The organism is Microvirga vignae (genome assembly GCF_001017175.1).
Lineage (GTDB): Bacteria > Pseudomonadota > Alphaproteobacteria > Rhizobiales > Beijerinckiaceae > Microvirga > Microvirga vignae.
Genome location: NZ_LCYG01000042.1, coordinates 185208 through 209255 on the forward strand (window position 1 = coordinate 185208; position 24048 = coordinate 209255).

At 63.7% G+C, this 24048-nt stretch carries 27 protein-coding genes; 15 read left to right on the forward strand and 12 right to left on the reverse strand.

Annotation, left to right across the window (positions count from 1 at the left end; all coding sequences use genetic code 11):
* Positions 1-22: 22 nt before the first annotated feature.
* The 5 genes from AA309_RS16860 to AA309_RS16880 form a co-directional block, all read right to left on the reverse strand.
* A complete protein-coding gene (locus tag AA309_RS16860) occupies positions 23-1270 on the reverse strand; it encodes an MFS transporter (protein ID WP_052954780.1) in 1248 nt (415 codons plus the stop codon).
* A 9-nt stretch (positions 1271-1279) separates the two neighbouring features.
* A complete protein-coding gene (locus tag AA309_RS16865) occupies positions 1280-1816 on the reverse strand; it encodes a GNAT family N-acetyltransferase (protein WP_047190169.1) in 537 nt (178 codons plus the stop codon).
* A 96-nt stretch (positions 1817-1912) separates the two neighbouring features.
* Positions 1913-2677, reverse strand: a complete 765-nt coding sequence (locus AA309_RS16870; RefSeq protein WP_047190170.1) for a Bax inhibitor-1/YccA family protein — start codon at positions 2675-2677, stop codon at positions 1913-1915.
* A gap of 233 nt (positions 2678-2910) precedes the next feature.
* Positions 2911-5496, reverse strand: a complete 2586-nt coding sequence (locus tag AA309_RS16875; RefSeq protein ID WP_047190171.1) for an ABC transporter permease — start codon at positions 5494-5496, stop codon at positions 2911-2913.
* 13 nt (positions 5497-5509) lie between these two features.
* Entirely contained in the window at positions 5510-6202 is a 693-nt protein-coding gene (locus tag AA309_RS16880; protein WP_047190172.1) for an ABC transporter ATP-binding protein, read from the reverse strand.
* Between the two features lie 72 nt (positions 6203-6274).
* Between AA309_RS16880 and AA309_RS16885 the strand changes: the two genes are divergently transcribed.
* From AA309_RS16885 to AA309_RS16915, 7 genes are all read left to right on the forward strand, one after another.
* Entirely contained in the window at positions 6275-6934 is a 660-nt protein-coding gene (locus tag AA309_RS16885) for an arylesterase (RefSeq protein WP_047190173.1), read from the forward strand.
* Between the two features lie 65 nt (positions 6935-6999).
* Positions 7000-8043 (forward strand): aldo/keto reductase, encoded by a 1044-nt coding sequence (locus tag AA309_RS16890; RefSeq protein ID WP_047190174.1) that lies wholly within the window; start codon positions 7000-7002, stop codon positions 8041-8043.
* Between the two features lie 191 nt (positions 8044-8234).
* Entirely contained in the window at positions 8235-8771 is a 537-nt protein-coding gene (thpR, locus tag AA309_RS16895; protein WP_047190175.1) for an RNA 2',3'-cyclic phosphodiesterase, read from the forward strand.
* A gap of 37 nt (positions 8772-8808) precedes the next feature.
* Positions 8809-9447, forward strand: coding sequence for a histidine phosphatase family protein (locus AA309_RS16900; RefSeq protein ID WP_052954781.1), 639 nt, complete (start codon positions 8809-8811; stop codon positions 9445-9447).
* 41 nt (positions 9448-9488) lie between these two features.
* On the forward strand, positions 9489-10499 hold the full coding sequence (locus AA309_RS16905; protein ID WP_047190260.1) for a YeiH family protein: 1011 nt from the start codon (positions 9489-9491) through the stop codon (positions 10497-10499).
* 46 nt (positions 10500-10545) lie between these two features.
* Entirely contained in the window at positions 10546-10869 is a 324-nt protein-coding gene (locus AA309_RS16910; RefSeq protein WP_280136913.1) for a 4a-hydroxytetrahydrobiopterin dehydratase, read from the forward strand.
* Positions 10870-10873: 4 nt separating this feature from the next.
* Positions 10874-11284, forward strand: a complete 411-nt coding sequence (locus tag AA309_RS16915; RefSeq protein WP_047190177.1) for a GFA family protein — start codon at positions 10874-10876, stop codon at positions 11282-11284.
* A 2-nt stretch (positions 11285-11286) separates the two neighbouring features.
* On the opposite strand, the gene AA309_RS16920 is transcribed toward AA309_RS16915, so the two are convergent.
* Positions 11287-12072: an SDR family NAD(P)-dependent oxidoreductase gene (locus AA309_RS16920; protein ID WP_047190178.1), complete on the reverse strand. Its 786-nt coding sequence runs from the start codon at positions 12070-12072 to the stop codon at positions 11287-11289.
* A gap of 120 nt (positions 12073-12192) precedes the next feature.
* On the opposite strand from AA309_RS16920, the gene AA309_RS16925 reads away from it, so the two are divergent.
* The 5 genes from AA309_RS16925 to AA309_RS16945 all read left to right on the forward strand — a co-directional run bounded on the left by AA309_RS16925 (position 12193) and on the right by AA309_RS16945 (position 16071).
* Entirely contained in the window at positions 12193-12543 is a 351-nt protein-coding gene (locus tag AA309_RS16925) for a YkvA family protein (RefSeq protein WP_425286889.1), read from the forward strand.
* Between the two features lie 280 nt (positions 12544-12823).
* Positions 12824-13564, forward strand: coding sequence for a hypothetical protein (locus AA309_RS36555; RefSeq protein WP_244470387.1), 741 nt, complete (start codon positions 12824-12826; stop codon positions 13562-13564).
* 141 nt (positions 13565-13705) lie between these two features.
* Positions 13706-15031: a dual-specificity RNA methyltransferase RlmN gene (gene rlmN / locus AA309_RS16935; protein ID WP_200902001.1), complete on the forward strand. Its 1326-nt coding sequence runs from the start codon at positions 13706-13708 to the stop codon at positions 15029-15031.
* Between the two features lie 102 nt (positions 15032-15133).
* A complete protein-coding gene (locus AA309_RS16940) occupies positions 15134-15565 on the forward strand; it encodes a hypothetical protein (RefSeq protein WP_047190179.1) in 432 nt (143 codons plus the stop codon).
* Positions 15562-16071, forward strand: a complete 510-nt coding sequence (locus tag AA309_RS16945) for a hypothetical protein (protein ID WP_047190180.1) — start codon at positions 15562-15564, stop codon at positions 16069-16071. The genes AA309_RS16940 and AA309_RS16945 overlap by 4 nt, the downstream gene beginning before the upstream one ends.
* On the opposite strand, the gene AA309_RS16950 is transcribed toward AA309_RS16945, so the two are convergent.
* Positions 16043-16684 carry a LysE family translocator gene (locus tag AA309_RS16950; protein WP_047190181.1) on the reverse strand — a complete coding sequence of 214 codons (642 nt, stop codon included), beginning with the start codon at positions 16682-16684 and terminating at the stop codon, positions 16043-16045. The genes AA309_RS16945 and AA309_RS16950 overlap by 29 nt on opposite strands.
* Positions 16685-16833: 149 nt before the next feature.
* Here AA309_RS16950 and AA309_RS16955 point away from each other — a divergent pair, with 149 nt between their 5' ends.
* Genes AA309_RS16955 through AA309_RS16965 form a run of 3 tightly spaced genes read left to right on the forward strand, consistent with a single transcriptional unit; the run spans position 16834 to position 18868 of the window.
* Positions 16834-17439, forward strand: coding sequence for a LemA family protein (locus AA309_RS16955; RefSeq protein WP_047190182.1), 606 nt, complete (start codon positions 16834-16836; stop codon positions 17437-17439).
* A gap of 4 nt (positions 17440-17443) precedes the next feature.
* On the forward strand, positions 17444-18259 hold the full coding sequence (locus AA309_RS16960) for a TPM domain-containing protein (protein ID WP_047190183.1): 816 nt from the start codon (positions 17444-17446) through the stop codon (positions 18257-18259).
* Positions 18260-18868, forward strand: a complete 609-nt coding sequence (locus tag AA309_RS16965) for a TPM domain-containing protein (protein WP_047190184.1) — start codon at positions 18260-18262, stop codon at positions 18866-18868.
* Positions 18869-18871: 3 nt separating this feature from the next.
* Here the strand turns inward: AA309_RS16965 and AA309_RS16970 are convergent, their stop codons facing one another.
* The 5 genes from AA309_RS16970 to AA309_RS16990 all read right to left on the reverse strand — a co-directional run bounded on the left by AA309_RS16970 (position 18872) and on the right by AA309_RS16990 (position 24037).
* A complete protein-coding gene (locus AA309_RS16970) occupies positions 18872-19609 on the reverse strand; it encodes a DUF1223 domain-containing protein (protein ID WP_047190264.1) in 738 nt (245 codons plus the stop codon).
* A 29-nt stretch (positions 19610-19638) separates the two neighbouring features.
* The gene (locus AA309_RS16975) at positions 19639-20598 is read right to left on the reverse strand and encodes a lipid A biosynthesis lauroyl acyltransferase (RefSeq protein WP_280136911.1); all 960 of its coding nucleotides are present in this window, start codon (positions 20596-20598) and stop codon (positions 19639-19641) included.
* 115 nt (positions 20599-20713) lie between these two features.
* Positions 20714-21736 (reverse strand): zinc-binding dehydrogenase, encoded by a 1023-nt coding sequence (locus AA309_RS16980; RefSeq protein ID WP_047190185.1) that lies wholly within the window; start codon positions 21734-21736, stop codon positions 20714-20716.
* A 270-nt stretch (positions 21737-22006) separates the two neighbouring features.
* On the reverse strand, positions 22007-22753 hold the full coding sequence (locus AA309_RS16985; RefSeq protein ID WP_047190186.1) for an SDR family NAD(P)-dependent oxidoreductase: 747 nt from the start codon (positions 22751-22753) through the stop codon (positions 22007-22009).
* Positions 22754-22756: 3 nt separating this feature from the next.
* Positions 22757-24037, reverse strand: coding sequence for a beta-ketoacyl-ACP synthase (locus AA309_RS16990; protein ID WP_047190187.1), 1281 nt, complete (start codon positions 24035-24037; stop codon positions 22757-22759).
* Positions 24038-24048: the final 11 nt, after the last annotated feature.

Genomic DNA, 24048 nt, shown 5'->3' on the forward strand with positions numbered 1-24048 from the left:
CCGCATCCAACGATGCGCTGCTCTAAGTCGTCACGTTTCGAGGTATTGCAAGAAGCCATAGGCTCGAAGCGAAAACGCCAAAGGCCCCGATCCAGAGAATCGGCCGGATGCCGACGAGATCGGCCATTGATCCCGCAAGCAGCGCTGCAATGAGACCGAGCCCGGAACTTAAGAGATGCACGACGCCACCTTCTCGCCCGCGCAAGGCATCGGGCGTCATCGTCTGGCGCAAAGCGGCTGCATTGGTGTGGAAGACCACGTAAAGCCCGTCACCGCAGAGTTGTCCCAAACACAGCAGCCCCACCGCCAACCATAGGGGCCCCTGAGCCAGCGGAATGAAGCTCGTGACAATTCCATAGGCGAGAAGCACGCCGATCAGCAGCTTGCGGGACGAGACGCGTTCGCCGGCCCATGCCGCCAAGCGCGCACCAATGATGGCGCTGAATCCGCCAAGAGCAATGACGAAGCCCAGGATGCCTGGAGGAATGCCGAGGTCGCGCACGGCATAGAGCACATAGAGCGGCGCGAAGAAGGACAGGAAGAACATGAGCGTCGAGAAGCACAGGGTCAGTGGCCTCAACACGGGGTGACTGAAGACAAAGCGCAGCCCCTCGGCCATCTCGCGCCAGAGATTGGGCGCATGCTCGCCCGTTTCGATGGGCTTTTCGGGCCGCCGAATGGAAGCGAGCAACGCTGCCGACCACAGGTAAGACAGGGCATCGAAGAGAACGGCGAAAGGCGCGGTGAAAAGCTGGATCGCAACGCCTGCGGCGGCAGGGCCGACGACTTCGGCGACCGCGTCGGTGGTGGCGAGTTTCGCATTGCCTTCCAACAACTGATCCTGCTCGATGACGCTCGGCAGATAGGCGTTGTCCGCCGTCTGGAAGATCATGGAGAACAGCGCGACGATCGTGGCGACACCCATCACCTGACCGATGGTGATGGTGTGATACCAAGCCGCCATCGGCAGGCTCGCCAATGCAGTGGCACGAACGAGATCGGCCATGATGAGCACGCGCCGACGGCGGGTGCGGTCGATCCAAGCCCCGACGAAGGGGCTCAACAGCACGCCCGGCAAGGCGCTGAGCGCGATGAGCAGGCCGAGATCCATTGCCGTGGCGCCAAGCGACAGGGCCGCGATGATGGGCAGGCCCTCGCGCGTGAAACGGGTGCCGATTGCGGACAGGCTCTGGGCCGCCCAGAGGCGCAGAAAGTCCGGATTGTTCCAAAGACGACCGCCCCGCGGCCGGGTCAGGAAATCAGCGGCCATGATGGGACACTACTTGATAGGCCGGGTGGGCGGCTCGCTCATGCCACGCCCGAGGGGGCGCTGCATGAGCACGGTGGAAAGCCAGCGTCCATGCTTGTGGCCGATGCCCCTGATGATCCCGGCAAGCTCGAAGCCGAGGCTCCTGTGCAGGCCGATGGAACCCTTCGATTCCTCATCGCCGATCACGGCCACCATGAGCCTGAAGTCCCGCGCCTCGCATTCCCTGATCAGTTCGGTGAGCAGCGCATGCCCGACACCCTGCCCTTGAGCGGACGGCGCGATGTAGATGGAATCCTCCACCGTGGAGCGATAGGCAGGCCTGGTGCGGTAAGCGCCTGCATAGGCATAGCCGAGGATCTCGCCATCGCGCTCCGCCACGAGATAGGGATAGCCGCCCACGAGAACGGCCGCGCGGCGGCTGGCCATTTCCTCTTCGCTGGGCGGCTCAAGCTCGAACGAGGCCGTGCCGTGCAGCACTGCATGAGCATAGATGGCGGCAATGGCGGGGATATCGGTTTCAGTCGAGGGGCGGACGAGGAGGCTCATGCGCCATTGGTAAGATGAAGCCTTGCCGTACGCAATCCATCAACAAAAAGCCCCGGCTTTGAGGCCGGGGCTTTAAGATCATGCGACCGCTCGCTCTTACTCGTTGCGATTGCCCAGCAGCGAGAGGAGGAACTGGAACATGTTGATGAAGTCCAGGTACAGCTGCAGGGCACCATAGACCGACACCTTGGCGGCCGCCTCGGTGTCATAGTTGCCGTACAGGTACATCTCCTTCAGCTTCTGCGTGTCGTAGGCGGTGAGGCCCGCGAAGATCAGAACGCCGATCACGGAAATGCCGAACTGCAGCGCGCTCGACGCAACGAAGATGTTCACGATCGAGGCGATGATCAGGCCGAACAGACCCATGATCAGGAACGAGCCCATGCCCGACAGGCTGCGGCGGGTAGTGTAGCCCCACAGCGACAATGCGCCGAAGGACGCCGCCGTGATGAAGAACACCTGCACGACGCTCGCGCCCGTGTAGCGGAGCAGAAGTGTCGAGAGCGAAGCACCCATCACCGCAGCGAAAGCGAAGAAAGTGCCACGTGCCGCAGCAGCCGACATGCGGTCCATGCGGAACGAGAAGAAGAAAATGAAGGCCAGCGGCGCCAGCGCCACAACCCACATCAGAGGCGTGCCATACAGAACGCGTCCGAACTCGGTGAGCGCAATGCGGCCAGCGCCGTCCGTGGTCACAGCCAGCATGTTCACGCCTAGCGCGACGAGAGCCGAGATGGCCAGACCCAGGATCATGTTGTTGTAGACGCCGAGCATGAAGGCGCGCAGGCCCTGGTCGACCTGTGCCGCCGTCCGGGCAAAGCCGGTGCCATAGGCGGTTTGGTTTTGCTCATACGGTTGCATCGGAGCCCTTTCTCACGGTGTCCCGTTGATGTTCCCTCGAAAGGCTGGGGAGTCAGCCCTCGGCCGCCGCGATTCCCGGCGACAGAGAAAATATGAGGGGACAACCCTGGTTCCGCAAGAGGCAGCGCCAAGCTTCAAACCTTTGTGAAAAAGAAGTTTGAAGAGCAGAGTAGGTGCTGCTCCTCATAAGCCCAGGCCTGTTCTTTTATAACGCGGATTTGAAGCCTCTGATCTCAAAGGTTTCTTAAGTATTGCGCCGGCTTTTGACTCAAGATCCGCCACGTGCCCATCAATCCTAGCGCAACCGTCACCAGAACGGCCAGGGCGGAAGCCACAAGTGCACCCGACAGATCTAAGCTAAAGCTAAGGTTCATGAGGCGGGTCACGATGAAATAGGATGCGATCCCGCCCGCCAGGAGCCCGAACACGGCCGTAGCCAAGCCCAGCAGCCCATATTCGAGGGCATAGGCCGAGAGCAGCCGGGCACGGGTGGCGCCCAGGGTCTTCAGCACGACTGCATCGTAGAGACGTGCCCGATGACCGGCCGCGAGCGCACCCGCGAGAACCAGAATGCTCGCGATCAGCGCAATCGAGCTCGCGCCGCGAATGGCCATGACGAGCTGCGAGACCACGTCGTTCACGGCTTCGAGCGCATCCTTCACGCGCACGCTCGTGACCATGGGAAAGGCCTGAGCGGAACTCCGCAGGATCTTGGCATCGGTCGTGGCGTCCGACCCGTTCGGGAAGGTGACGGTGGCGAGATGCGTATGCGGCGCCCCGGCAAAGGTGTTGGGCGAGAACACCATGACGAAGTTGATGCCGAGCGAACGCCATTCCACCTCGCGCAGGTTCGCGATGGTGGCCGTGATGTTGCGGCCGAGCACGTTAACGGTGATCTCGTCGCCGATCTTGAGGCCCAATCCCTCCGCGATCTTGCGGTCGAAGGAGACGAGCGGCTTGCCGCGGTAGTCTTCGGGCCACCATGCGCCCTGCACCAGGTTCGAGCCCTCGGGCGGCGTCCTGGAATAGGTGATGCCGCGATCGCCCTCCAGCACCCAGGAAATATCCTCGGGAGCCTTGACCTCGGACACGGGCCGCCCGCCGAGCGTCACAAGGCGCCCGCGCATCATGGGCACGCGCTCGATCTGCGCGTCTCCCGCCTGCTGCTTCAGGAATCCTTCGAACGCATCCGCCTGCTGGTTCGGGATGTCGAGGAAGAAGAAGCTCGGCGCGCGTTGCGGTAGGCTCTGGGTCAGCTGCCTCGTCAGGTTGGTGTCGATGAGCGAGAGCGTCACAAGAAGCGTGATACCGAGCCCGAGCGACAGCACGAGGGATGGCGTGAGCGCACCGGGACGGTGGATGTTGGCAAGCGCCAGACGCGGAGCCGTGCGACGGGGGCGCGGGAGACGGCGGGCGAGCGCCATCAGCCCAAGCGCCACGATGCGCAGCAACAGGAAGGAGCCTGCCGCTGCCGCCACGAACATCAATGCGATGCGCCGGTCATAGGCCGCGACCACCGCAAGAGCGACGAGGGCTATGACGGAAACGCCGAGCGCCGCGAGATACCGCTTGCGCGGCCAGCGCCGCTCGGGATCGATCTGGTCGCGAAACAGGCCGGACACCGGCACGTCATGGGCGCGACCGAGCGGTGCGATGGCGAAGACGAGTGCGGTGAGCACACCGTAGAGAAGCGCGATTCCGAGTTCAGGCAGGGCGATGACCGGCTCGATCGGAATCGGCAGCAGATGACCGAAGAGAGCCGTGATGATGAATGGCAAGGCCGCGCCGATGGCCAGACCGATCACGATACCGAGCGCTGCGATCAGCATCACCTGCGTGAGATAGAGCATCACCACCTGCCCGCCCGGCGCGCCGAGGCTTTTCAGCGTCGCGATGGAAGCGCGCTTGCGGTCCACGAAACCGCGCACCGCATTGGCGACGCCGACGCCGCCGACGAGCAGCGCCGTGAGGCCGACGAGCGTCAAGAACTGCGTGAAGCGCTCGATATTCTTGGCAAAGCGCGGATCGGCATTCAGGCGGTTGCGGATTCGCCACCCCGCCTCTGGCAGAACGCGGTTTGTCTCCGCCTCGATCTGTGTCAGTCCCTCTTCGGTATTCGAGGCCTGCGGCACGGTGAGCCGGTAGGTCCAGCGCACGAGACTGCCGGGCTGGATGAGGCCCGTGGCCTTCAGGGCCTCCTGCGAGATCAGCAGGCGCGGGCCGAAGCCGATGCCATCGGCGATCTGGTCGGGCTCTTTCACGAGACGCGCGCGCAGCTCCACATTGGCACTGCCGACGGTCACCCGGTCGCCGACCCTCAAGTCGAGCCGTGCGAGAAGCGCCGGATCGACGACGGCACCGAAAGCGCCATTCCGCTCAGCGAAGAGATCGGCGGGCGAGGCTTGAGGATCGGTCTCGAGCGTGCCGACCGTGGGATAGCCCGCATCCACCGCCTTCATCTCCACGAGGCCGGAGCCCTTCTCGCCAGCAACCGCCATGGCGCGCATGGAGGCGATGACATTCACCTGTCCCTTGGAGTCGAGAAAGGCCCGCTCAGGCCCGCTCGCCTCGCGCTGGATGAGGGAAAACGCCATGTCGCCGCCGAGAATCCGGCGGCCCTCGCGAGAGATGCCTTCCGTCAGCGAGCGCGAGAGGGAGGAGACGCTCGCAATCGCCGCAACGCCGAGCGCAATGCAGGCAAGAAAAATGCCGAAGCCTTTCAGGCCCCCACGAAGCTCACGCAAGGCGAGGCGCAGGAGGAGCGGCAGGGAGGAAGAAGGTGCCTTGCGCCGCTGCGGCGTTGTCAGGGTGCCGTGCATGAGCCCGCTCCCCTTACGCTACGGCCGAGGCCGCATCGGCCTCCACCTGACCCGAGCGCAGGCGCACCATGCGGTCGCAGAGGCGAGCGAGGTTGAGATCGTGGGTCACGAGCACCAGGGTCGCGCCGCGGTCGCGTTTCAAGGCGAAGAGCAGCTCCACGATGGACTGGCCCGTATTTTCGTCGAGATTGCCGGTGGGCTCGTCCGCCACGAGGATCGCAGGGTTCGGCACGATGGCACGGGCAATCGCCACGCGCTGCTGCTCGCCGCCGGAGAGCTGGGCCGGATAATGGTGCAGGCGAGACCCTAAGCCCACGGCCTGCAGCTCGGCCTCCGCCCGCTCGAAAGCCTCGTCCTCGCCGGCCAGCTCCAGGGGCAGCGCCACGTTCTCAAGCGCCGTCATGGTAGGCACGAGGTGGAAGGACTGGAACACGATGCCGATTCGCCTGCCTCGAAAACGGGCGAGCGCGTCCTCGTCGAGCCCCGATAAATCGGTGCCGTCGACGATGACCTTGCCCGAATCAGGGCGCTCGAGACCGGCCATGGTCATGAGCAGAGTGGATTTTCCCGAGCCCGAGGGACCGACGAGGCCGACCGCTTCACCCTTGTTCACATTCAAGGAAATCCCTTTCAGGATATGCACCCGCGCGGCCCCGCGCCCGAGGCTCAAATCGACATCGTGAAGCGCGATGGCCTTGTCCTTCATGCCCGTTCATCCGATCTGTTGGAGACTTGTTCGAAGACGTTGTTTAGTCCGGCATAGATGGGAAGCCTATCAATGAAGCGCCAATCAGGCCCGTTCATGACGATCATTTTTGCGTGTGCGGCGGCCCTTGCCGCCATGATCGCCCCCTCCACCGCGCCTGCTCGGGACGGGACGCTGCGCCTCGTGGCTTTGGGCGACAGCCTGACCGCGGGCTACGGCCTGCCCCAGGAAGCCGCCTTCCCGGTGGCGCTGGAGAAAGCCCTCAAAGCCAAGGGCTACAAGGTCGAGATCGCCAACGCGGGTGTCTCGGGCGACACCTCCTCCGGAGGCCTCGACCGGCTCGACTGGTCCATCCCGGACGGCACGGACGGGGTGATCGTGGAGCTTGGCGCCAATGACATGCTGCGCGGCCTCGATCCGGCCGTCACGCGCAGGTCCATCGAGACCATCGTGGAGCGCCTTAAAGCTAAGAACATCCCCGTGATGCTCGCCGGCATGTATGCCTCGCGCAATCTGGGTCAGGACTACGTTCAGAAATTCGACACCATCTATTCCGACATTGCGAAGAAGTACGACCTTGTGCTCTATCCCTTCTTCCTCGATGGGGTGGCCGGTGAGCGGTCTCTCAGCCTGCCTGACGGCCTGCACCCGACGGTGAAGGGAGTGGAGATCATCGTCGATCGCATTCTGCCCACAGTCGAAGGCTTTCTCACCCGCCTGACCCAGCGCTGATCATCGTCAGCGCTTCCGATTTCCCTCAAACGCGGCGGCCTCATCCGCCGCGAGGAGCCTTGAATATGGAATATCGCCGCCTTGGCCGCACCGATCTCAATGTCAGCCTCATCTGTCTGGGAACCATGACCTGGGGCCAGCAGAACACCGAGGCCGAGGGCCATGAGCAGATGGATTATGCCCTCGACCAGGGCATCAATTTCTTCGACACCGCCGAACTTTATTCGATTCCCCCGCGGCCTGAGACGCAAGGCTCCACGGAGCGGATCATCGGCTCCTGGTTCAAGTCGCGCGGCACCCGCGACAAGGTGATTCTCGCCACCAAGGTGGTGGGCCGTTCCGACAGCACCTGGTTCCGGGACGACGGCTCCAAGGCCGAGCTCTCCCGCAAGCAGATCGAGGAGGCTGTGAACAAGAGCCTGAAAAGGCTCCAGACCGATTATATCGATCTCTATCAGATCCACTGGCCCGACCGCCCCATGCTCTGGGGTTCGAACCCGACGATCTACAAGCACCAGGAAGGCGATTCGCACCCGATCGGCGAAACGGTCGAGATCATGACCGACCTCGTGAAGGCCGGAAAGATCCGTCATTTCGGCCTCTCCAACGAGAGCGCCTGGGGCACCATGAGCTTCCTCAAGCACGCCGAGGCCAAGGGTCTGGCGCGGGCGCAATCGGTGCAGAACGCCTACAACCTGCTCAACCGCACCTACGAGGTGGCGCTGGCCGAAATCAGCACACGCGAGAACGTGAGCCTGCTCGCCTATTCGCCGCTGGCTCAAGGCTATCTGACGGGCAAGTATCTCGACGGCGCCCGCCCGCCGGGAGCACGCACCACGCTCTTCAACCGTGGCCAGCGCTATGAGAACGCAACGGCGGAAGCGGCCATCCGCAAATATCTGGCGCTCGCGAAGGAATTCGGCCTCGATCCGGCGCAGATGGCGCTGGCCTACGTGAATTCCCGCCCCTTCGTGACGTCCAACATCATCGGCGCGACTTCCATGGCGCAGTTGAAGACGGACATCGCCTCCATTGAGGTCAAGATCACACCGGAGCTGGAAAAGCGCATCGACGCCATCCACGTCGAGCACTGCAATCCCTGCCCGTAAATACCTCTTCCGTCATGGCCGTCCCCGGACTCGATCCGGGGATCAGACCCGGCCATCCACGTCTTGAACGGGTGGAAGCGTGGATGCCCGCACTTGTTGCGGGCATCACGGCGGAGCAGTCCTGACCGGAACAAAGCCTGCTGTCCATCGTCTGTTTCTCAAAGCGTAAGCCAAAGCTCGGGAGGCGCCGCATGCCACGTCTGTTCACCGGCATCGAGATTCCCGCCGAGATCGGCTTGGCGCTGTCCACCTATCGCGGCGGGTTGCCGGGCGCGCGCTGGGTCGATCCTGAAAGCTACCACATCACCTTGCGTTTCATCGGCGATGTGGACGAGCGCATCGCCGATGACGTGTGCTCGATCCTTGGTGATTCCCGTTGGCGCGAGCCCATCACCATCACCTTCGACAGGCTCGGCACTTTCGGCGGATCCAAGCCCCGCACCGTGTTCGCTCATACCTCCGACAACGGCGAGCTCGCCGATCTGCAGGCCGAGCAGGAACGCATGATGCGCCAGATTGGCTTGCCCCCCGAAGCCCGCAAGTTCACGCCACACGTCACGCTGGCGCGCCTGAAGAACGCCTCGCCCATCGATGTGGCGGATTACATGGCGACCCGAGGCCATTTCCAGAAGCTCACCTTCACCATGAACCGCTTCGTGCTCTATTCGTCGAAGGCGTCCGTGGGCGGCGGGCCATACGTTATCGAAGCGGCGTACCCCTTAAGCTAGCTCGACGGCCAAGCTCCGAACCGTTACGCCAAGGTTCATGGCAGCACTTATTTTTCTCACTCATCCCGAAGTCGTCATCGATCCGCAGGTGCCCGTCCCCCGCTGGCCCTTGAACGACACGGGCCGCAAGCGCATGAGTCGCTTTGCGGATGCGCTCTCGGGCACGCGCCTTTCCTCGATCCACGCCAGCACGGAACAGAAGGCGATGGACGGTGCCGCCATCGTGGCGGAGCGTTTTGGCCTGCCCTATCAAGCGCATGAGGATGTCGGTGAGAACGACCGCTCGGCGACAGGCTATATCGCGCCACCCGAATTCTGGGAGGTGGTGGATGCCTTCTTCGCCAACCCGCACGAGAGCATCCGCGGCTGGGAGCGCGCCATCGACGCACAATCGCGCATCGTCAATGCCGTGAGACGGATCGCGGCGGAGGACGACGGCTCCGGCGATACTCTCGTTGTCGCCCATGGCGGCGTGGGCTGCCTGCTCATGGCTCATCTGCAGCAGGTGGAGATCGGGCAGGAAAGCCGCCCTCGGCATTCGGGGGGCAGCTGCTTCATCGTGGTCGACCGCGAGACGCTCTCGCTCAGGCAGGATTGGCGCACCATCGAGGAAGCCGCGTTCCCCGTGAGCCGACATTCAGACTTTGACCTTGCTTCGCGGCGAACTCAGGGATAGCCCTCCCCTTCATCGACGACATGAAGGACAAGAGCGATCCGATGGACGGCGCGCGCCTGGCAAAAGTCATCCCCGGAATCGCTTTGTGCGCAACCATCTCCGCTGCCGCGATCGGCCTGCAGATGCTCGAGGAGCACTGGACCGGCCGGCCCTGGATCGAGGCGCTCGTCATCGCGATCCTCATCGGCACGGTGGTCAGAACTCTCTGGACGCCGGGTGCCCGCTGGGTTCCGGGCATCGGATTTTCCGCCAGGACATTGCTTGAGATCGCCGTGATGCTGCTGGGCGCCTCCATCAGCTTTCAGGCGGTGCTGCAGGCAGGCTCCGGCCTCATCCTGGGTATCGCCGTGGTGGTGGCTCTTGCCATCGGCGCGAGCTACGGTCTGTGCCGCCTGTTGGGCTTGCCCTGGCGCATGGCGGTTCTGGTCGCTTGCGGCAACTCGATCTGCGGCAACTCCGCCATCGCGGCTGTGGCCCCCGTGATCGGCGCAAAGTCTGAGGATGTGGCCTCCTCCATCGCGTTTACCGCCATTCTCGGCGTGATCGTCGTGCTCACCCTGCCTCTGCTGATGCCTCTGCTCGGACTTTCCCTCACCCAATACGGTGTGCTTGCGGGTCTCACCGTCTATGCGGTGCCGCAGGTGCTCGCCGCGACCGTGCCGGTGAGCATGGTCAGCGCGCAGATCGGCACGCTCGTCAAGCTCGTGCGCGTGCTGATGCTGGGACCTGTGGTGATTGCGCTGTCGCTGAGAATGGGCCGGGAAACGGCCACGAAGAGCCTGTCCCTGAATCGCTTCGTGCCCTGGTTCATCATCGGGTTCCTTGGACTGGCGGCGCTTCGCTCGCTCGGCGTGATCCCCGATGCGATCCTCGGCATCGTCACGCCGACAGCGACCCTGCTCACGGTGATATCCATGGCGGCCTTGGGGCTCGGCGTCGACCTGAAGATCCTCGGCCGGGTCGGCGGGCGCGTGACCCTGGCGGTGACGCTCTCGCTTCTCGTGCTGATCGCGATCAGCCTGGGGCTCATCCGGCTGCTTGGGATGGCGTGAGGGCTTGAAACATCTCACGCGTGCTTCATCACTAAGTCATCTCATCCTGTCAGAAACGAAGCCGCCCATGCCCCGCTTGACCGAAGCCGAACGCCAGGAACTTCTCTCCGCCCTCGATGGCTGGGCTCTCGTGGAGGGCCGCGACGCCATCGAAAAGCGCTTCGTGTTCGACGATTTCAATGCAGCCTTCGGCTGGATGACCCGCGTGGCGCTGGTGGCCGAGCCCATGAACCATCATCCGGAATGGTTCAACGTCTATAACAAGGTGGACGTGACGCTCTCGACCCACGATGCCAATGGCCTCACCCGTCGCGATATCGAGCTGGCGCAGCGCATGGACCAGCTCGCCGTCGGACTGACGAAGGCCTGACGCTATGGCGGAGCAGAACATTCTCACCGGCGGATGCGCCTGCGGGCAGCTGACGTTTCAGGTGCGTGGAGCGCCCAAGCGCGTGGGCCTCTGCCATTGCATGACCTGCCGCAAGATGAGCGGCAGCGTCTTCAACGCCTTCGCAGTCTTCCCCGCGGATCAGGTGACGATTTCCGGCGAAAGCCGAGGCTGGGAGGCTTCGCCCGGCAGCCCGCGAGACCGCTTCTGCCCGCGATGCGGCTCGCAGGTGTTTTACTGGGATGGCGGCGACGAGATCGAGATCAAGCTCGGCGCTTTCGATCGGACGGATGTCTTCACGCCTACCTATGAGACCTGGACCAAGCGTCGCGAATCCTGGCTCCGCACCCCGGATCTGATCAGCTATCCGGAGAACCGGGGTGAGAGAACCTCATAAGGTTACTTCGGCTGCATGCGCAACGCGCCGTCGAGACGGATGCCCTCGCCGTTGAGCATGTCGCTCTCGATGATGCTCTTGACGAGCTGCGCATATTCCTCGGGCCGTCCGAGGCGCGAGGGGAACGGCACGTTGGCTTCCAGCGCCTTGCGATAATCCTCCGCGATTCCTTCGAACAGCGGCGTTTGGAAGAGGCCCGGCATGATCGTCATCACGCGGATGCCGAATCCCGACAGATCGCGCGCCACCGGCAGCGTCAGCGCGAGCACGCCACCCTTGGAAGCGGAATAGGCCGCTTGCCCGATCTGCCCGTCCTGGGCTGCGACCGAGGAGGTGTTGACGATGACGCCGCGCCCACCATCCGGCGTCACGGGCTCCAGCGCCGCCATGGCGGCGGCAGACTTCGAGATCATCGCATAGGTGCCGATGAGGTTGATCTCCACCGTCTTGCGGAAGCTCGCGAGATCGTGCGGGATGAGCTCACCCGTCTCGCGCTTCTTCGTGACCGTGCGGCGGCCCGGCGCAATTCCTGCGCAGTTCACGAGAATGCGCTCGACGCCGTTCCTCTCGCGCGCCTTTACGAGTCCCACGTCGATGGAGGCCTCGTCCGTCACGTCCACCTGGCAGAACAGACCGCCGATTTCGCGGGCAACCGCCTCGCCGCGCTCCGCGTTCATATCAAAGATGGCGACTTTCACGCCCTGTGCCGCGAGCATGCGCGCCGTCGCTTCACCGAGGCCGGAAGCGCCTCCCGTGACGATAGCGGCCATCAATTTGTCGAGCTTCATGGGTTTTCTCCTCCCTTGAGGATGCTTGTAGGCAATCCTTAGATAGGTGGATACCTAGACTGTCGAAGGAGCATAAGGAGCATGAGCGAGCCCTTCATGAAGCCTTTCACCAAGGCCGAGATGGACGCCATGCGCGCGGCCACCCGTGACGAGGAGAGCCTGAAGCAGCGGTTCTGGGACAAGCTGAAGCGCGTTGCGGGCAAGATCCCCTTCGCGGAAGATCTCGTGGCCGCGTTCTATTGCGCCACGGACTCCAAGACTCCGAGCCGCGTGAAGCTGATTCTCCTAGGTGCCATCACCTATTTCGTTCTGCCGCTCGATGCGGTGAGCGACCTCCTGCCGCTCATCGGCTTTGCCGATGACGCCGCCGTGCTGGCTGCGGCAATTACGCAGGTCGCAGGTTCCATTACGGAAGAGCATCGGGCTAAGGCACGGAAGACGCTAGGGGAAGTTACCCCGGAGCAGGAATGAGCAACGGAAATTTATAAGATTTTATTCAGAAATGATGAATATTGACTTATTGCAACATTATAATCTTTCCTCTATACAACACTTGTTCATCAGAAGTTATTTCAATTCCTCCTTTTCGAACAACGAACAGCTTTTCCAAGGACAACTCGGCGGGCCGCTTTTGCGGCCCCTTATTTTTGCCCGCCGAATAATGCCGCGTTTCGACGCATCGCCAACGGGCAGAGGGCGGGTTACGGCATGGTGAAGAGTTCTTAACCATCCTCCTTTATTGTCCGCCCCCATGACGACAGCATCTCTCCAGCGCGGCATCGCCGCGGGCATCCTTTCCGCCGTTCTCGTTCTCGGAACCGGGCCTGCAGCTCTGGCTCAGTCCCGCCCGGCGCAGAAGCCTCCTGCAGCCAAGACGGCTCCTGTAAAGACGGCTCCTGCCAAGCCGGCGGCTGCGGCATCGAAGGTGAAGCCCACAGCCACGACGAGCAAAGCCACCTCGGCCGCGAAGCCCGCGGCTGCCGCTGCCGCAGCAGGTGCTGGCGCCGCGGCGATTGCAGCCAAGCCTGCCCAAGCGGCCACGGGTCCGGGCGGCGCCTCGCTGGTGACGTCTTACGGCGATTGGGGCGTCTATACGGCTCAGGCCGGACGCTCGAAGATCTGCTACGCCCTCAGCCAGCCCCAGGACCGGCTGCCGAAGAGCGTGAACCGGGATCCGGCTTATCTCTTCGTGTCCTTCCGTCCGGCGGAGAACGTGAAGAACGAGGTCGCCCTGGTGCTTGGCTTCGCCGCCAAGGAGAACGGCCCGGCGGAAGCCGCTGTCGGCAACACGTCCTACGCGCTGATCACCAAGGCCTCCAATGCGTGGCTGAAGAACCCGGCCGAGGAAGGCCAAGCCATCGCCACCATGGCCCGCAGCGGGACGATGACCGTGAAGATGCAGTCCGCCCGCGGCTCCAGCCTGACGGACCGCTATTCGCTGAACGGCTTCAGCAAGGCCCTGGAGCATGCCCGCAAGGAATGCGGTGTTTAAATCGCCATACCTTGCAAATCACGCTGCCAATGAGCATCTTCCGGGTCTCGCGCCCGGAATTTTGCTTATCGGAGCTCACGGTTTCGGCGCAATCGTGTTATAGAGCACGCCAATTCCCAACAACGAGGCTCGAGATTTCCCATGGCGACGGCGCTCGACATCGCCAAGCGTAACCCCAATGCGGCCCCTCTGGCCGTGAGCGATGCCGCACGCGCGGCCGGGTCGACCGCTTTGTCCATTGAAAAGACGGCCGAGATGCATGTGGCGGCGGGAGCCGCCCCCGGCGGAGCCTCGCTCGTCGGCCTCACCCGCGACCAGCTGAAGGACTCCCTTGCGGCCATCGGCGTGCCCGAGCGCGAGCTGAAGATGCGCGTCGCCCAGCTCTGGCACTGGATCTATTTCCGCGGGGCAACGGACTTCTCCGAGATGACCAATGTGGGCAAGGAGCTGCGCGCCAAATTGGCCGCCGCCTACACACTCGCCCGGCCTACGGTCGTCTCCGAGCAGGTGTCGAAGGACGGCACCCGCAAATGGCTGATCCGCATGCCCTCCACCGGCCCGCTCGACAAGGGCGCGGAGATCGAGTGCGTGTATATTCCGGAAGTCGATCGCGGCACGCTCTGCGTGTCGAGCCAGGTCGGCTGCACGCTCACCTGCTCCTTCTGCCACACGGGCACGCAGCGCCTCGTGCGCAACCTGACCTCCGCCGAGATCGTGGCGCAGCTCATCGTGGCGCGCGATGCCATCGGCGACTGGCCCCACGCCACGCCGCCGGAGGGTGCTTTCGTGCCGACCGATGGCGGACGCTTCGTGTCCAACATCGTGTTCATGGGCATGGGCGAGCCGCTCTACAACATCGACAACGTGATCGACGCCATCGGCGTCATGTCGGACAACGAGGGCCTCGGCCTCTCGCGCCGCCGCATCACGGTGTCCACCTCCGGCGTCGTGCCGCAGATGGAGCGGCTGGGTGCGGAAGCCAACACCATGCTCGCCATCTCGCTCCACGCGGTGCGCGACGACCTGCGCGACGTGCTGGTGCCGATCAACCGCAAATACGACATCAAGCAGCTGCTCGATGCCTGCCGCGCCTATCCGGGCCTGTCGAACGCCCGCCGCATCACCTTCGAATATGTGATGCTCAAAGGCGTGAACGACTCGGACGCCGATGCGCGCGAGCTCGTTCGCCTGCTGAAAGGCATTCCGGCGAAGATCAACCTGATCCCGTTCAACCCCTGGCCCGGCTCGAAATACGAGTGCTCGGACTGGGAGCGGATCGAGCGCTTCTCCGAGATCGTCTACCGCGCCGGCTACGCCTCGCCGGTCCGCACCCCGCGCGGCCGCGACATCCTGGCCGCCTGCGGCCAGCTCAAGAGCGAGACCGAGAAGCTGCGCGCCCGTGCCCGCATGATGGCCGAGCAAGGCATTGGGGCCGAGGGCGTCTACGCGCTGGGGGATGGGGAGTAAGGCTCCCTCGAAGAGAGCCCCATCCAAACGCAGCACTGTTCCGCTCCGATCGGAATGTGATATCAGAGCCCCGAGCTGGCCAATGCCAGCTTGGAGAAGCCCATGGATCGCCAACTCAAGGGGATTGTTGCCGCTACTCTGGCAGCTCCCTATGTTGCCAGCCTTCTGATGGCACTACGGATCGTCATCTTCGAGTACCGGAGTGCAAACGCGCTCTTCACAGAACGTTTTTACGGTGACATCGCCCTCCTAGGCACCATCGGGCTGTTCTACGCTGGTCTTCCCACGCTGATCCTGTCGCTGATCGCTGCCAGTATTCTCAATATGCTGAAGTTGCGATCGGTAGCGTCATCTCTCCTCTTCGGTTCGGTCGTTGGCTCGGCCTTCGGCCTGTTCCTGAGTGCATCCAGCTTCAGAGACAATGTCCACCTGATGCTGATCTTCGCGGCGTCCGGCGCCATCTGCGGCTGGATCTACTGGCGCATCGCCATCAGGCGGACACCTCCGAACGGCCATGCTATAGAGGCGGAATGATCCGCTGGCTCCTCCTGATCCCCTTCGCACTCCTCATCGCCATCGGCATGAGCAGCCTGTTCTTCTTCATCGCCTCCATGGTCGATCCGCTCATGGCGACGCTCACGGGGGAGACGCTGTTCGTCGGATTCTGGCACCTCCTGGATGCGGTGTTCTCATCCGACGATCCCGCTCCCATCGTGGCCGATGCCATGCTCACCGTGGGGCGCATCATGTTCACGCTGCTCGTGCTGCCGCCGCTGGTGATTGCGGTGATCAGCGAGGTGCTGAGGATGCGCAGCCTGCTCTGGTATGCGCTCGCCACCGGCATTCTGACGGCTGCGGTGCCATGGATTTTGCGCGGCGCGGCACGCGTTCAGAACCCCGAAGAATTGCATGTCAGCGCGATCCTCGGCCTCACCGGCGCGGTGGCAGGCTTCATCTATTGGGCCATTGCAGGCCGCGATGCGGGAGGGCGGACCGCTCCTCCGGCACCGCCTACCTCGCAGATGCCGTCAGGATCTTGACCGCGAAGGCTCCGAACAGGCCCGCGAAGGAATAATCGATTCCCCGCATCACCTTGGGGTGGTTGCGCAACAGCGCGATCACCTTCTCGGCGCCCAGGATCATGATGGCGCCCATGGGGGCGGTGAGCGCGATGAAGTAGAGGCCGAGGAACAGGAGCTTGTCCGACGCATGCGGGTCTCCCGCATCGACGAATTGCGGCAGGAAGGTCACGAAGAACAGAACCACCTTCGGGTTCGTGAGATTGATGCCGACACCCACGAAGAAGGTCTTCCAGAACGAGACCTCGACCCGGCTCTCCTCCTTCACGGACAAAGCCGAGCCGTTGCGCACGGCATCGAAAGCAAGCCACAGGAGATAGAGCGCGCCGACGACTTTCAGAATTGTGAAGGCCGTGACCGAGGCCGCCAGCAGGGCCGAGAGGCCCAGAGCGGCAAGAAGCGTGTGGACGCAGCACCCCGCCATGGCGCCCAGCATGGAGGCCATGCCGGCCTTTCGCCCGCCGGACATGGTTTTTGCCAGGAACAGGCTCATGTCCGGCCCTGGCGTGATGAACAGCACGAAGCAGGCGAACGAATAGGCGAGCAGGGTGCTCAAATCGGGCAGAAAGGTCATAGGGGTTAAGCCTCGTCCACGGGCGGCCGGATCATGCCTCAATCGCCTGTTTACGGCCAGAGAAAATCGCCTTGTTGAAACAGCATACTTGCCCCATGTCTTGAACCGGCCAAGTTTGTGGAACTTATGAAAATGCGAGAAGGACAGACATGAAGGCTTCGCCCCTGTGGACCCGGATCCGCATCGCCCTGACCGGATTAACTCTCGCCTTCGGCCTGTCCGCCTGCGGGATCAACAACGTGCCGACCTATGAGGAACAAGCCAAGGCCGCCTGGAGCGAGGTGCAGAACCAGTATCAGCGCCGCGCCGACCTGATTCCGAACCTGGTGGAGACCGTCAAAGGCTTCGCCCAGCAGGAGCGCGAGGTGCTGACCCAGGTGACGGAAGCCCGCGCCAAGGCCACTCAAGTTCAGGTCGATGCCTCCACGGTGACCGACCCTGAAAAATTCCGCCAGTTCCAGGAGGCGCAGAACCAGCTCTCCGGCGCGCTCGGCCGCCTGCTCGCCACCGTCGAGCGCTATCCGGAGCTGAAATCCAACGCCAACTTCCTGGCGCTCCAGTCGCAGCTGGAGGGCACCGAAAACCGCATCGCGGTGGCGCGTCGCGACTACATTGCGGCCGTGCAGGCCTACAACACGGAGCTGCGCACCATTCCGGGCCGCTGGATCGCAGCGGTCATCTATCCCGACGCCAAGCCCATGGAGACCTTCACGGCCACCGCCGGCTCCGAGCGGCCGCCGCAGGTAAAGTTCTAACCACATGACGAGCGCAGGCGGCTTTCCCTCCGCCCTCGGCGGTCAGGTGCGGCTGCATCACGCCGCCGCGCTCGTCCTTGCGCTCTTTTTCGTTTTCTGGCCACTCGCGGCTCTCACCCAAACCTTCCCGCCCCTCACCGGCCGCGTGGTCGATACGGCCGATCTCCTGAAGCCGGAGGAGCGGGCGGCATTGGAGTCCAAGCTCAAGGCGCATGAGGACAAGACCTCCGATCAGGTGGTCGTCGCCACCGTGCGCTCCCTCGAAGGCACGAGCGTCGAGGATTACGCCAACCGCCTCTTCCGCACCTGGCAGCTCGGGCAGAAGAAGAACAACAACGGCATACTGCTGCTGGTCGCGCCCAACGAGCGGAAGGTCCGCATCGAGGTCGGCTATGGACTGGAGGGCGCGCTTACCGATGCGCTCTCAAAGGTGATCATCACCACGGCGATTGCCCCGCAATTCCAGAAGGGCAATTTTGCAGGCGGAATCGAGGCCGGCACCGATGCCATCCTCTCGATCCTCACAGGCGATGCGGAGCAGTGGCAGCGTCGGGCCGAGCTGCGCGAGGATCAGACCTCGAGCATGGATACGATCATCACTTTCCTGATCATCGCCTTCATCGTCTTTCAGGTTTATCGCGCCATCCGCGGGGCCGGCAGGCCGGGTGCCTACCGCCGTCGCCGCAGTTCCGGCCCCTGGATCATCCCCACGGGAGGCGGCTGGTCCGGTGGTGGAGGCTGGTCGGGCGGTTCAGGCGGCGGAGGCTTTTCGGGCGGAGGCGGCTCGTCGGGCGGCGGCGGAGCGTCGGGGAGCTGGTAGATGATTTCGGAACACGATCGACACAGGCTCTCACAGGTCATTCACGAGGCGGAAAAAGGCACCGCGGGCGAGATCTTCGTCGTGGTGGCCCGCCAGGCCAGCGCCTATCGCGCGATCCCGGCCCTTTTAGGTCTCTTTGTCGCGCTCATCATGCCCTGGCCGCTGATCTGGTTCACGAGCCTCGGGCCCTCGCGGATCTTCCTGATCCAGCTCATCGTCGCCTTTGTGCTGAATTTCGTGCTGGCTTGGCCGCAGATTCACTTGGCGCTGATCCCGGGCAGCATCAAACGCGCGCGGGCCCATGAAGCGGCTTTGCGGGAATTCGCGAGTCATGGGCTCTCGCGCACGCAAGGGCGGACGGGCGTGCTGATCTATGTGGCGGCAGCCGAGCATTATGCCGAGATCATCGCCGATATCGGCATCGCCGACCGGGCCGGCCCCGCCGCTTGGCAGGAGATCATCGCGGAGCTGATCGAGGCAATCCGTCAGGGCAGGCCCGGCGACGGTCTCATCCAGGCAGTGCAGCGTGCGGGCGCAATCTTGGCCCAGCATGCGCCGCCTCAGACGCATGACACGGACGAGCTGCCGAATAAGGTCGTGATTCTTTAGAAATCAGAGACCAGCGCTCTTCGCGGCACCCAGGATCACGCTGGGCCTGTCGTCATGCGAAGTCTGCAGCAGCACCACATAGCCATCTCCGCCACCGCGGGCGGTCTCGACCGGCACCTCGAAGCGGGCGGAGCCGCCGTGCCATTCGCCGATGCGCTTCAGTCCACGCACCACATTGGCATAGGTGACCGTCTTGCCTTTGTTCTCGCCGCGCTCGATGGGGACCGTCTGCGAACGCAGCACCGGCAGCACCCACACTTGCGCTTCGCGCTGCATGGTCTCCCCCGTCTCCAAAACCGACACGGTGACCATGCCATTCTGCTCAGCGATCGTGACATCGACCGGAAGAGCTGAGCGGCCCTTCAGGGTCATCTGGATCGCTTTCTCGATCTGCACCTGGTCGGAGCCGATGCACGATTTCTTGCCGTTCACGATCATCTGCGGCGTGAAGATCTGACGGTCGCTCCGGGCGTGGGCATAATTCTTCTGACGCGCCGTGAAATCGGCGTGGGCCAGCGTGTCCTTCCAGCCGAGATAATCCCAGTAGTTCACGGGAAAGGAGAGCGCCACGATATCAGGTTGCCTCGAATACTCGACCAGCAGCGCATCGGCCGGCGGGCAGTTCGAGCAGCCCTGGCTGGTGAACAATTCCACAACCGCCCGGGGCGGCTCCGCAAAAGCGGGTTCCAGGAGCGCGGCCAGGCCGGTCGCGGCCAGAAAGAGTTTCAGTCGAGACGCCATGATGCCTGTCATCAAACACCAAGGGTTGCTCAATGGGAACTCACGTTACCTTGAGCTTCACTCCCGGCTTTGGCCGGAACCCGCCAGCGGCGGTGCATCCACAGCCATTGTTCAGGGTATTCGCGCACCCATTGCTCCACCACGGAGGTCATGGCCTGCATGGCGCCTTGCACATTGATCTGCCCGTCAGGATCGCGGGGCAGGTCGAGCGGAGGCGTGAGCTGCAGGCGGAAGCGGTGATCGGCCAAGCGGATGACGCGCACGCCATGGACCGGACAGTCGAACTGTCGGGCGAACTTGCCGAGGATCGGATTCACCAGGGCCGGACGGCCCATGAAGTTCACGATCACACCCCGGGTGAAATGCTGGTCGATGAGCATGCCGAGATGCCCGCCCTTCTCCAGCGCCCCCTGCATGGCGAAGGCCGCGCCCTGGCGGGCCGCCTCCAGGTTGCCCATGGTTTCGCTGCGGATTTCGTGCAGCACCCGGGCAATGGCCGGATCGTTGGGCGCACGGAACACCGCCGTGGCGTCGAGCCCGAAGCGGGCGGCGCAGATCGCGGGCAGCTCCCAATTGGCCAAATGGGAGGAGAAGATAATACCGGGCTTGCCGTCGTCACGAAGCGCCAGGAAGTGCTCGATGCCATCCACTTCCGTGCGGCCGGGAACAGGGCTGTCCGGATCGAAATCGAACAGGTTGCCGAGATGCGGATATTCCCCGCCCGTACGGCCAAGATTGTCCCAGGCGGCCCGGGCGAGCGCCTTCACCTCGGCTTCGGTTTTTTCCGGATAGGCGGCCCGGATATTGGCCAAAGCCGTCCGGTGCGCCTTCAACAGCGGCCCGATAGTGCGGGCGAGCGCAGCACCAATGGCCCCCGAACGTTCGGGGCCGATGGCCCGCGAGAAGGCAAAGACGCTCCGCACGATGCCGACCATCACCGCCTCGGAGAGACGCGAAAGAAGGCTGCGGGGGCGGTGGCTCTGCTGCACGATGGGGAAATCCGGTAGGGCAAGGAAAAGGCTCCGCGTGTTTTTCGCGAGGAGCCCGCTTCGTCAAGATCTATGGTTGCAAGATCTACGGTTGAAGGACTTTCCGTTCCAGGCGTCAGAAGGTCACGATGACCTTGCCAAAGACCTTGCGGCCTTCCAGCCGCTCCAGGCCCTTCTGGAACTCGTCGAGGGGGAACACGGAGTCAATGACCGGGGTCATGCCCTTGGCCATCTTGTCAAGGGACTGGGCGATGTTCTCGATGCGGCAGCCGAAGGAGCCAAAGATCCGGTATTGCTGCTGGAAGAGCTGCATCAGGTTCATGGTGGTGGACACGCCCGAGGTCGAGCCGCAGGTGACGAGGCGGCCGCCGCGCTTGAGGCAGAGCAGCGAGCCGTTCCAGGTCTCCGCGCCCACATGCTCGAACACCACATCGACGCCCTTGCGCTTGGTGAGCTGACGAACCTCGCCCTCGAAGCGTTCCTTCCGGTAATTGATGACGTAATCGGCGCCCAGAGCCTTCGCCTTCTCGCCCTTCTCGTCGTCGCCGACCGTGGTATAGACCGTGCAGCCGATGGCTTTGGCCATCTTGATCGCCGCCGTACCGATGCCCGAACCACCTGCATGGATCAGGATCGACTCGCCGGGCTCGAGCTTGGCGTTGTCGAAGAGCATGTGCTGGACCGTGCCGAAGCCGATCGGGGCGCAAGCCGCCTGCTCGAAGGTCACACCCTTCGGCACCGGGATGACGAGACGCTCGGGACGGTTGATCAGCTCGCGGGCAAAGCCGTCGATATGGAAGCCCATGATGCCGGCGACGTTCTCGCAAAGATTATCGCGACCCTCCCGGCAGGCCTTGCAATGGCCGCAGGTCTCGGCGCCGTACATGGTGACCGGGTCGCCAACCTTGAACCGGGTGACGCCCTCGCCCACCGCAGCGATCTCGCCCGAGGCCTCGACACCGACCGCCTGCGGCATCTTGCGCTTGGCAAAGGCCATGCCGCGGAAGCCCCAGACATCGAGGTAGTTCAACGCCAGCGCCTTGACCCGCACCTGCACCTCGCCCGCGGCGGGCTGCGGTGGGACGTCGATCTCGGTGATGCGAAGGTCACGATCGCCGAAAAGCTGAAGGGAGCGCATGCGGTAATTCCTATTCAGCGTCATCCCCGGACGTGTTCCGGGGATCCACGTTTTGGATGGATCAGACATGGATGGCCGGGACAGGCCGACCATGACGGGAAACTGTTTCGGCGGCTTAAAGGGCGAGCGGATGAATGGCAAGGTCCAGCCATTCAGGCAGCCGTCCCGAACCGCGCCCCTTTTCCCTCGCCGCAAGGGAGAGGGAAAAGGGCCATTCCCATTGAACGATCCGGGCTCTGCTGCGCAGCCCCTGGGATGCCGCATTGGGCCTTACCGATGAACTCCAAGCATCGACGTGAGGCCGCCATCGATGGGCAGCACCGCGCCGGTGATGTAGGCGGCAGGTTCGCTCAGGAGGAAGGAGGCCAGACCTGCGATCTCCTCCGGCTTCGCGAAGCGCCCGGCAGGGATCTGCTTTTCCATGGTCTCGCGATAGGCCGCGTAGGGAGCCATCATGTCCGTGTCGATGAAGCCCGGCGCGATCACGTTGACGGTGACGCCGCGCTTGGCTGTCTCGACGGAGAGCGTGCGGCAATAGGAGAGGAGCGCACCCTTGGACGCTGCGTAGGCAGCATTGCCCGGATTGCCCTGAAGCGCCGCCACCGAGCCGATGGCGACGATGCGGCCCGCCTTGCTACGGATCATGCCGCGCATGAGGGATTTGGCGATGCGCGTCAGCGACCAGAAGTTCACCTGCATGGCGGCTTCGGCCTTGTCCTGCTGCATCATGGCGGCAAGCGCGTCATAGGGCTGGCCGGCATTGTGGATGAGCGCGAAAAAGCTTTCGCCCTCCAGCATCTCACAGAAGGATTCGAGCGCCGCCTTGTCGGCGAGGTCGACCTCATGCGCCCTGATGGTGCGACCGGGATTCGCCTGCATCAGCTCATCGGCCAGAGCCCTCGCTGCATCGCCCGACGAGCGATAGGTGAAATCGACGTCGTGACCCGCAGCCACAAGCGAGCGCACGATGGCAGCTCCAACACCTTTGCCGCCACCGGTGACGAGAACGCGCGTCATGTCTTACGCCCCCTTGGGCTCGGCCCCGAAGACGAGGCAGGTGTTCTGGCCGCCGAAGCCGAACGAGTTCGAAAGCACGTATTTCACGTTCCCATCGCGCGCGACATTCGGCACCACATCGAGCGGGATCGCGGGATCGGGCACCTGATAATTGATCGTCGGTGGAATGCGGCCCGTCGCAATCGTGAGCAGCGACATCACCGCCTCCACCGCGCCTGCTGCGGTGAGCGTGTGGCCGATCATCGACTTGTTCGACGAGATCGGAAGGCTTGCCATGCGCTCGCCGAACACGGCGGTGCAGCTCATGGCCTCCATCTTGTCGTTCTCCGGCGTCGAGGTGCCGTGCGCGTTGATGTAGTCGATCTCGTCGGGCGCAACGCCGGCATCGTCGAGCGCCTGTCTGATGGCCGCAATCGCGGGTGAGCCATCGGGCGACGAGCGCGTGCGGTGGAAGTTATCGCCCTTCTCGCCGCAGCCGAGCACGTAGCCGAGGATCGTTGCGCCGCGCGCCATCGCGGCTTCTGCGTTCTCCAGCACGAGGGCGGCACCGCCCTCGCCCATCACGAAGCCGTCGCGGTTCTTGGAGAAGGGCTTCGACGCGCCTTCCGGATTCTCGTTCTGCGTCGAGAGAGCCGACAACAGCGAGAAGCGGATGAGCGACTCCGGGTTCACCGAACCGTCGGTGCCGATGCAGAGCGCCGCATCCGTCTCGCCGCGGCGGATCGCCTCGACGCCGAGCTGGATGGCGGTGGCGCCCGACGAGCAGGCCGTGGAGAGCGAAATCGGCGAGCCCTTCGTTCCGAACCGGTCGGCGACGCGGTCGGCAACCGTGCCGAAGATGAAGAGATCGTGCCACTTCTTGAACTCGCCCGTGGCTGCGGCCTTCAGCAGATCCTTGTAGGTGATCTCACCGGTCTGGCCCGAAGCCTTGGCGAGTGCCTCACGCTGCGGCCATTCCATCTCGACCGGCGGCACGGCGATGAAGAGCGCGCCGGGAAATTCACTCGATGCGAGGCCCGACTGGCCGATGGCCTCTTCCGCCGCCAGCATCGCGAGACGCTCGGAGAGCATCGGCGCACAGAAGGGCTCCACATCGATGAAGTCGATGGTGCCCGCGATCGTGGTGCGCAGGCCGTCCGTGGGGAAGCGGTTGATGCGGTGAATGCCGGACTTTCCCGCCGTCAGCGCGGCCCAGGTGGCATCCTTGCCCTGGCCGAGGGAGGTGACCACGCCCATGCCGGTGACGGCAACGAGCGGACGGCCCTGTTTGTCGCGAAGCGCCATGCCGTTCTCCT

What these genes read in the sequence shown, in the direction of transcription:
- AA309_RS16860 (WP_052954780.1), bottom strand. Translation starts at nt 1,270, where the DNA reads ATGGCCGCTGATTTCCTGACCCGGCCGCGGGGCGGTCGTCTTTGGAAC.
- AA309_RS16865 (WP_047190169.1), bottom strand. Translation starts at nt 1,816, where the DNA reads ATGAGCCTCCTCGTCCGCCCCTCGACTGAAACCGATATCCCCGCCATT.
- AA309_RS16870 (WP_047190170.1), bottom strand. Translation starts at nt 2,677, where the DNA reads ATGCAACCGTATGAGCAAAACCAAACCGCCTATGGCACCGGCTTTGCC.
- AA309_RS16875 (WP_047190171.1), bottom strand. Translation starts at nt 5,496, where the DNA reads ATGCACGGCACCCTGACAACGCCGCAGCGGCGCAAGGCACCTTCTTCC.
- AA309_RS16880 (WP_047190172.1), bottom strand. Translation starts at nt 6,202, where the DNA reads ATGAAGGACAAGGCCATCGCGCTTCACGATGTCGATTTGAGCCTCGGG.
- AA309_RS16885 (WP_047190173.1), top strand. Translation starts at nt 6,275, where the DNA reads ATGAAGCGCCAATCAGGCCCGTTCATGACGATCATTTTTGCGTGTGCG.
- AA309_RS16890 (WP_047190174.1), top strand. Translation starts at nt 7,000, where the DNA reads ATGGAATATCGCCGCCTTGGCCGCACCGATCTCAATGTCAGCCTCATC.
- thpR (WP_047190175.1), top strand. Translation starts at nt 8,235, where the DNA reads ATGCCACGTCTGTTCACCGGCATCGAGATTCCCGCCGAGATCGGCTTG.
- AA309_RS16900 (WP_052954781.1), top strand. Translation starts at nt 8,809, where the DNA reads ATGGCAGCACTTATTTTTCTCACTCATCCCGAAGTCGTCATCGATCCG.
- AA309_RS16905 (WP_047190260.1), top strand. Translation starts at nt 9,489, where the DNA reads ATGGACGGCGCGCGCCTGGCAAAAGTCATCCCCGGAATCGCTTTGTGC.
- AA309_RS16915 (WP_047190177.1), top strand. Translation starts at nt 10,874, where the DNA reads ATGGCGGAGCAGAACATTCTCACCGGCGGATGCGCCTGCGGGCAGCTG.
- AA309_RS16920 (WP_047190178.1), bottom strand. Translation starts at nt 12,072, where the DNA reads ATGAAGCTCGACAAATTGATGGCCGCTATCGTCACGGGAGGCGCTTCC.
- AA309_RS16925 (WP_425286889.1), top strand. Translation starts at nt 12,193, where the DNA reads ATGGACGCCATGCGCGCGGCCACCCGTGACGAGGAGAGCCTGAAGCAG.
- AA309_RS36555 (WP_244470387.1), top strand. Translation starts at nt 12,824, where the DNA reads ATGACGACAGCATCTCTCCAGCGCGGCATCGCCGCGGGCATCCTTTCC.
- rlmN (WP_200902001.1), top strand. Translation starts at nt 13,706, where the DNA reads ATGGCGACGGCGCTCGACATCGCCAAGCGTAACCCCAATGCGGCCCCT.
- AA309_RS16940 (WP_047190179.1), top strand. Translation starts at nt 15,134, where the DNA reads ATGGATCGCCAACTCAAGGGGATTGTTGCCGCTACTCTGGCAGCTCCC.
- AA309_RS16945 (WP_047190180.1), top strand. Translation starts at nt 15,562, where the DNA reads ATGATCCGCTGGCTCCTCCTGATCCCCTTCGCACTCCTCATCGCCATC.
- AA309_RS16950 (WP_047190181.1), bottom strand. Translation starts at nt 16,684, where the DNA reads ATGACCTTTCTGCCCGATTTGAGCACCCTGCTCGCCTATTCGTTCGCC.
- AA309_RS16955 (WP_047190182.1), top strand. Translation starts at nt 16,834, where the DNA reads ATGAAGGCTTCGCCCCTGTGGACCCGGATCCGCATCGCCCTGACCGGA.
- AA309_RS16960 (WP_047190183.1), top strand. Translation starts at nt 17,444, where the DNA reads ATGACGAGCGCAGGCGGCTTTCCCTCCGCCCTCGGCGGTCAGGTGCGG.
- AA309_RS16965 (WP_047190184.1), top strand. Translation starts at nt 18,260, where the DNA reads ATGATTTCGGAACACGATCGACACAGGCTCTCACAGGTCATTCACGAG.
- AA309_RS16970 (WP_047190264.1), bottom strand. Translation starts at nt 19,609, where the DNA reads ATGGCGTCTCGACTGAAACTCTTTCTGGCCGCGACCGGCCTGGCCGCG.
- AA309_RS16980 (WP_047190185.1), bottom strand. Translation starts at nt 21,736, where the DNA reads ATGCGCTCCCTTCAGCTTTTCGGCGATCGTGACCTTCGCATCACCGAG.
- AA309_RS16985 (WP_047190186.1), bottom strand. Translation starts at nt 22,753, where the DNA reads ATGACGCGCGTTCTCGTCACCGGTGGCGGCAAAGGTGTTGGAGCTGCC.
- AA309_RS16990 (WP_047190187.1), bottom strand. Translation starts at nt 24,037, where the DNA reads ATGGCGCTTCGCGACAAACAGGGCCGTCCGCTCGTTGCCGTCACCGGC.